We start from the raw sequence: 6,972 nt of genomic DNA, 5'->3' as shown, positions 1-6,972 counted from the left end.
CCGGCAACGTCGACCCGCGGGTCCCATGCTGCAGACCACCTGAGTGCGCGAGCTCAGGTCCGGCGGCTGCGCGATCCGGGTCCCGCGGTCCGGCAGCGTCGTCCCGCGGGTCCCGCGCTGCGGGCCGCCCGAGGTCGCGGGGTCAGGTTCGGCGTTCCATGACCTGGTCCGCGAGTCCGTAGGCGACGGCGCCGAGCGCGTCGAACACGCGGTCGCGGTCGGTGTCGTGGCGGAGCTGCTCGACGTCGTGGCCGGTGTGGGCCGAGAGGATCCGCTCCAGCTGGGTGCGCACCCGCACCACCTCGTCGGCTTGGAGGATCAGGTCCGGGATGGTGCCCCGCCCCTGCGCCGCGGGTTGGTGTAGCACCACCCTGGTGTGCGGCAGCACGGAGCGGCGCCCGGGCGCGCCCGCGGCCAGCAGCACCGCGCCCGCCGCGACGGCCTGACCGACGCAGGTGGTGGCCACCGGCGCCTTGATGAAGCGCATGGTGTCGTACAGCGCGAGCATCGCCGACGGGTCACCGCCCTCGGAGTTGATGTAGAGGCTGATCTCCTGGTCCGGCGAGTCCGCCTCCAGGAAAAGCAGTTGGGCGATCAACGCGTTCGCCACCCCGGAGTCGATCGCGGTACCCAGGTAGACGATCCGCTCGGAGAGCAGGTGCGAGTAGACGTCCATGATCCGCTCGCCACCGGCACTCCGGGTGATGACGCTGGGAATGGTGTAGGTGCTCACGCGCGGACTCCCGTCGGCGTACCGAGCCCGGGCGCGTGGGTGCGCACGGGCACGACCTGGTCGAGACTGTGGACGATGTGGTCGATGAAGCCGTACTCACGGGCCTGCGCGGTGGTGAACCAGCGGTCGTGCAGCGAGTCGGCGAAGATCCGGTCGATCGGCTGACCGGTGTCCTCGGCGATGATCCCGAGCACGGTGTCCCGGGTGTGCCGCAGGTCGTCGGCCTGCACCTCGACCTCCACCGCCGAACCACCGATCCCCGCCGAGCCCTGGTGCATCAGGACACGGGCGTGCGGGAGCGCGAACCGCTTCCCGGGCGCACCAGCCGACAGCAGGAACTGCCCCGCGCTGCACGCCAACCCGAGCACCAGCGTGGCCACATCGCACGGCACCAACCGCATCACATCGCGGATCGCCAACATCGAGGCCACCGACCCGCCGGGCGAATGGATCCACAGCGCGATGTCCTTGACCGGGTCCTCACTCGCGAGGGAGAGCAACTGGGTGGCGAGCACGGTCCCGTTGTCGTCATCGAGCACACCGTCGAGAACCAGCACCCGCTTGCTGAAGAACCGTTCCCGAAGCCGGTGGTCGAACAACGGCTGCCTGTCGTCGTTGGTCATGCCTCCACAATGCCGCCACCCCACCGGACTTCGACGGTTTATCCGCTGTGGGCAGATCAGCCCTCAGCAGGCCCATGGGCCCGGACCCACTGGTACACAACAGAACCCCTAGCCAACGACCGCAGCGGGATCCACACACTCCCCACCCACGCGGCCAGCTACCCCACTACCCAACCGCAGCGGAAAGCCTCCATGCCTCCCCCCGCTCGATCGCAACAAGATCCCAGCCCCGCTGGACGCAACAAGATCCCGCCCCCGCTGGTACCGCAGCGGTCAGGCCGACCACGCTGGAACGCAACGCCCGCTACGGATGCTCGATCTAGTGGACTCGCTTCGTGTGGGGGGAGAGCACCGCTAAACTTGCCGTGTGGTGGGGATGCCCTTCACCCGCCCTTCTTTCCCACCGCGGTGCTCTAGGGGCCCCACACGAAGCGAGTCCACTAGATCGAGCCCCCATCTTTTCCTCGGGCAGCCCATGTCTACGAGCCACTCGTAAAGTCGACCCCCGGGCGGCACACCTCATGACCTGCCCGAGTAAAGCGGAGGCTCGATTGGGTGGACTGCCGTAACGGGTCTTGCGTACCAGCGGGCTCGGCATTTGGAGATTGAAGACTTCAAGACCCGAGGCTCTGGTTGTGGTTGGAGGGTCCACAGTGATCGGCGCGCCAGCCTGCTGGCTACCACCTGAACCTGTTCCCCCGCAACGGTTCCCGAAAACGCCCGCATCCCGGCCGCGCGGGCGGCCGGGATGGTGGGTCAGGATTTCCCCGGTGGGGTCAGCGCGCGGGGATAGGGCGCAGCCAGCCGCGGGGTGCGGGGGCGAGGCCGTGTTGGACGTCTACCAGTGCCTTGCGCAGCGCGGTGGTCACCGGGCCCGCGGTGCCGTCCCCGATGAGCCAGTGGTCGTCGCCGTCGTGCACGCGGCCGACCGGGGTGACTACCGCGGCCGTGCCGCAGGCGAAGACCTCGGTGATCCGGCCGTCGACGCAGTCCTGGCGCCACTGGTCGACCGAGATGCGCTCCTCGCTCACCGGGTAGCCCAGCTGGGCGGCCAGGGTCAGCAGGGAGTCGCGGGTGACGCCGGGCAGCAGGGTGCCGGTCAGCGCCGGGGTGAAGACCTCCGGGCCGGACTCGCCCGCGCGGACGAAGAACATGTTCATGCCGCCCATCTCCTCGACCCACCGGCGCTCGATGGCGTCGAGCCACACCACCTGCTGGCAGCCCGCCTCCTGGGCCAGCCGCTGGGCGACGAACGAGGGGCCGTAGTTGGCCGCGCACTTGACGTCCCCGGTGCCGCCGGGCACCGCCCTGGTGTGCGTGCGGCCGATCAGGACCGAGACCGGGGCGAAGGCGTCGGCGCCGAAGAAGCCGCCCGCGACGAAGGCCATGAGCAGGAACAGGTACTCCCCCGACGGCCGCAGCATCAGGTTCGGCTCGGTGGCGAACATCAGCGGCCGCAGGTAGATGCTCAGCTCCGGGTCGTCGGAGAGCAGGTGCTGGTCGAGGGCGACCAGGTCGTCCACCGCCGAGAGGAACGCCTCCTCCGGCAGCTCGGGCATCTCCAGCCTGCGGGCCGAGGCGCGGAAGCGGGTGGCGTTGCGGTCGGGGCGGAACACCGCGACCGAACCGTCGGCCTGCCGGTGCGCCTTGAGGCCCTCGAAGATCACCTGGGCGTAGTGCAGGCCGATCGTGGCCGGGTGCAGCGGCAGCGCGGCCAGCGGGCCGACCCGCCGGTCGTGCCAGCCGTCGAGCGGGTTCCAGGCCATGGTCACCATGTGGTCGGTGAACGCGTCCCCATGGCCGGGCCGGGTGGGGGTCGGGGCGGTCAGCTCCAGCGTCATCTGCGTGCTCCTTCTCGGTCTGGGCGCGGTCCGGCGCCTGGGCGCTCTCCGGTGCGGACAGCGCCTAGGCCAGCGGCGCGAAGTAGTAGGTGATCCGGCGGGCGAAGCGGCCGTCGGCGGCGAGCTCGAGGAACTCGGCGAAGCGCAGGTGGACCTCGTCGCCGGTGCGCAGCAGGCCGTGGAACTCGCCGTGCACGGCGACGTCGCGGCCGGTGGCGAGCACGGTGGTCAGGGTGTGCGCGCCGGAGCGGATCGAGCGCGCCTCGCGGTAGAAGGTGGCGAGCCCGGCGTGGCCGACCCACGGGTCGTAGCCGGGTCGGGTGTAGACGCAGTCCTCGGTGAACAGGGCGAGCAGGCCGTCGACGTCGTCGGCGTCGACCCGGTCGTAGACCGCGCGGGCCAGCGCGGCCCCGTCGGTGACTCGTTCGGTCTCGGTGACCGCCATGGCCTTGCTCCAATCGGTTCGGGGGCGCGGTTCCTCGGCGAGGGCGTAGGTGGCGCAGACGACGGCGGCGCGGGCCGCGGCCAGCGAGCGGGCCAGCTCCGCCCGACGGGCACTGGAACCGGGGGTCTCGCTGTGCGCCTTCTCCACGGCCGCGGCGGCGATCGCGGCCGACTCGGCCAGGCACAGCACCGTTTCGGCCAGCGGGTCGGCCCGGTCGCCCGCCGCCCGGACGGCCTCGACCAGGCCGTCGAGCAGCCACAGCCGCGACGGGCCGTCCAGCGCCGGGTGCTGCGGGTGCGTGGTCGACATCAGTCGGTCCCGTTCCCGACGACGCACCACTCGAGGACGGCCATCGCGATGGTCATCTTGTGGTGGGCCTGCCGCCAGGCGCGGCTGCGCGGGCCGTCGAGCACCTTGTCGGTGACCTCCTGGCCGCGGACGGCGGGCAGGTCGTGCAGGAAGATCGTCCCCTCGTGCGAGACGCGCTCCAGCAGGAACTCGTCCACCTGGTACGGCTCGAACGCTCTCAGCCAGTCGGGGTCTGCCTTCGAGACCCCCATCGTCTGCCACCGGCTGGTGTAGACGACGTCGACGGTGTCGGGCAACGCGTCGAGGTCGTGGTGCTGGGTGATGCGCTCGGGCTTGCCCACCAGCACGTCGGCCGGAACGCCGTAGCCGGGCGGGGTCACCACGGTGAGGGCCAGGCCGGGGGTCAGCTCCACCGCGCGCACCAGGGCGGCGGCGGTGCTGTTGCCCTCGCCGACGTAGAGCAGGTGCCTGCCGGACAGGTCGCCGAACTCCTCGCGCAGGGTGGCGATGTCGGCCAGCGCCTGGGTCGGGTGCTCGTACTGGGTGAGCGCGTTGACCACGGCGATGTCACCGACCTTGGCCAGTTCGCGCAGCTCGGCGATGTCGCCGTTGGTCCGCACGACCAGCGCGTCGAGGTAGCTGGAGAGCACCCTGGCGGTGTCCTCCAGGGACTCGCCGGTGGTCAGCTGCAGGTCGTCGGGCCCGTAGGTGATCACCTGGGCGCCGAGCCGGGTCGCCGCGCGCCAGAACGAGGTCCTGGTCCGCGTGGACGACTTCTGGAAGTAGACGCCGACCGCGCGCCCGGCCAGGGCCGAGGACCGCTCACCCGCGCCGAACTCCACTGCCCGGCCGGTCAGCGCGTCGACGTCGGCGGCCCTGAGGTCGTCGAGGGAAATCACACTCCGCATGTCTGTCCCACCCCTGAGTTGGAGGTCACCTGCTGTGCCACGGGCCAAGTCTGGGTCGGCCGGGCACGCCCGGGCGGCGCCCCCGGCGGCAGCTCACGGGCAGTTCAGCCCGCGGTCCGGTCGGCGGGCTGCTCGGCGCGGGTGTCCGGGTCGGACTCGGGGCCGGTGCCGCCGTCGAGGCGCAGGTCCCGCACGTGCGGCCGGGACAGGGCGTAGCCGAGCAGCGCGGCGAAGCAGAGCCCGAACGCGGTGGTGGCCGTGGCCAGGCTGGTCGCCTTGGCCAGGAACCCGAAGGCTGCCATGGCGACCGGGGCGAGCCCGTCGTCGGTGACGCTGAGGATGGAGCTGGCCCGGCCGACGTACTCCTCGTCCACAGTGGCCTGGAACGCCCCGGAGAGCAGCGGAGACGCCAGGCCCGCGACGATCCCGACGACGATCATCGCGCCCATCGTGACCGAGTACGACGCGAAGCCCACGAGCACCAACGCGGCCGCCTGGCCGAGCAGCAGCAACAGCGCCGCGCGCAGCGGGCGGCGCGGACGCCAGCGCATGGCCACCACCGTGCCCGCCGCGGCGCCGACGCCGATGGCGCCCGAGAGCCAGCCCAGACCCGCCGCGCCCCAACCGTTCGCGCTCACGTGCAACGCGAGCCCGATCGAGAGCACCGGCGAGACGAACACGTTCAACCCGGACAGCGTGATCACCAGGTCGCGCACCCGCGGTGTGCGGCGCAGGTAGTCCAGCCCGTCGCGGACGTCGGCGCGCACGGACACACCGGTCGACTTCGCCCGGGGCCAGCGGGGCCGGACCAGGATGAGCACCACCAGGATCACCGCGAACGACAGCGCGTCGGTCAGCATCGCGCCGCCGAGCCCGTACCCGGCGACGAGCAGACCACCGATCGGGGCACCGAGTACACCGGCGAACCGGCTGATGAGCTGGCGCAGCGCGGAAAGCCGCACGAGCTGGTCCTTGGGCACCAACTGCCGGGGGAACGAACTGCACGCCGGACCGTAGAAGGCGTCCGCGACGCCGAAGAGGAACCCGACCACGATCAACAGCCCGGCCGAGACCCCCTGCGCGGCCAGCACGGCCAGCGCGACACCGAGCACCACGATCCGGGCGATGTCGCTGGTGATCATCATCCGCCGGGCGTCGAGCCGGTCGGTGAGCGCGCCGCCGAGCAGCATCAGCAGCGCGCGGGGCAGCGTGGCGCAGGCCAGCACGAGACCGGCCAGGCCGGCGTCGCCGAGCTGGGCGGCGGTGTAGGCCAGGGCGACGAACCAGATCTCGTCGCCGATCTGGGACACCCCGTTGGCGAAGGCGTAGCCCAGGGTGGCGGGGTCCCGCCACAGCGGCGGGGCGGTTCGCGCTGACGGCGAGACCGGCGTGGACGTGGTCACGTGCGCACCTCTTCCGAGACGGGTGCGCCGGTCTGGGACCGGAGCACCGCGGCGATCGCCGCGAGCGGCGCTGGATCGATTGGCCACGGGTGTGCCGCGACGATCTCGTGCTGGTGGACCGAGCAGGCGGGGCGCGGGCGGTCGACTGGCGGTACTCCCGCCGTGGACGGCCCGTTCCACCCGGAATGAGCGCGCCGTGGCGGTATCGCCGCAAGCGGCGCCGAGTCGGTTGACTGGTTGGCCGGACGGACGGGTGTCCACAGGAGACGTGGTCGCCCGCGGACCTCCTCCGAAGCGGCTGCCCCGAGCAACGCTCGGGGGACGCACCGACCTCCTGCGGCGACCGCACACGCGGTATGCGGGCGTCGGCGGCCGATTGACGGGCAAGGCGGGCGGGTGCCCGCGGTGGACGTGGTCACGTGCGCACCTCTTCCAAGATGGCGCCGGTGTGGGACCGGAGCACCGCCGCGCGGCGCTGGGTCGGTCATCCGCACGTGCCCCGCGGCGATCTCGTGCTGGTGGACCGAGAAGGCGGGGCGCGGGCGGTCGACTGGCGGGACTCCCGCCGCGGACAGCGCACTCCATGCGGAACGAGAGCGGCGCGACGAGATCACCGCAAACAACGCCGAGTCGGCTAGCTGGTGGGCCGGAAGGGCGAGTGTCCACAGGAGACGTGGTCGCCCGCGGACCTCCTCCGAAGCGGCTGCCCC

Annotated in this window: 6 protein-coding genes; all 6 read right to left on the bottom strand. The window is 71.9% G+C overall.

Features of this window, described 5'->3' with window-relative positions:
* Positions 1-142: 142 nt before the first annotated feature.
* Positions 143-733: a ClpP family protease gene (locus tag QSK30_RS07980; protein ID WP_285500871.1), complete on the bottom strand. Its 591-nt coding sequence runs from the start codon at positions 731-733 to the stop codon at positions 143-145.
* Entirely contained in the window at positions 730-1,356 is a 627-nt protein-coding gene (locus tag QSK30_RS07975) for a ClpP family protease (protein ID WP_285500869.1), read from the bottom strand. The genes QSK30_RS07980 and QSK30_RS07975 overlap by 4 nt, the downstream gene beginning before the upstream one ends.
* A 776-nt stretch (positions 1,357-2,132) precedes the next feature.
* Entirely contained in the window at positions 2,133-3,197 is a 1,065-nt protein-coding gene (locus tag QSK30_RS07970) for a branched-chain amino acid aminotransferase (protein WP_285500868.1), read from the bottom strand.
* 64 nt (positions 3,198-3,261) lie between these two features.
* Positions 3,262-3,951, bottom strand: a complete 690-nt coding sequence (locus QSK30_RS07965) for a nuclear transport factor 2 family protein (protein WP_285500865.1) — start codon at positions 3,949-3,951, stop codon at positions 3,262-3,264.
* Entirely contained in the window at positions 3,951-4,859 is a 909-nt protein-coding gene (locus QSK30_RS07960) for an ornithine carbamoyltransferase (RefSeq protein ID WP_285500864.1), read from the bottom strand. Before QSK30_RS07960 ends, QSK30_RS07965 begins: the two co-directional genes overlap by 1 nt.
* A 104-nt stretch (positions 4,860-4,963) precedes the next feature.
* Positions 4,964-6,262, bottom strand: a complete 1,299-nt coding sequence (locus QSK30_RS07955) for an MFS transporter (RefSeq protein ID WP_285500862.1) — start codon at positions 6,260-6,262, stop codon at positions 4,964-4,966.
* Between the last annotated feature and the right edge of the window lie 710 nt (positions 6,263-6,972).

Source organism: Actinokineospora sp. NBRC 105648 (assembly GCF_030269645.1).
Lineage (GTDB): Bacteria > Actinomycetota > Actinomycetes > Mycobacteriales > Pseudonocardiaceae > Actinokineospora.
This window is presented reverse-complemented; position numbering and strand designations above follow the sequence as displayed.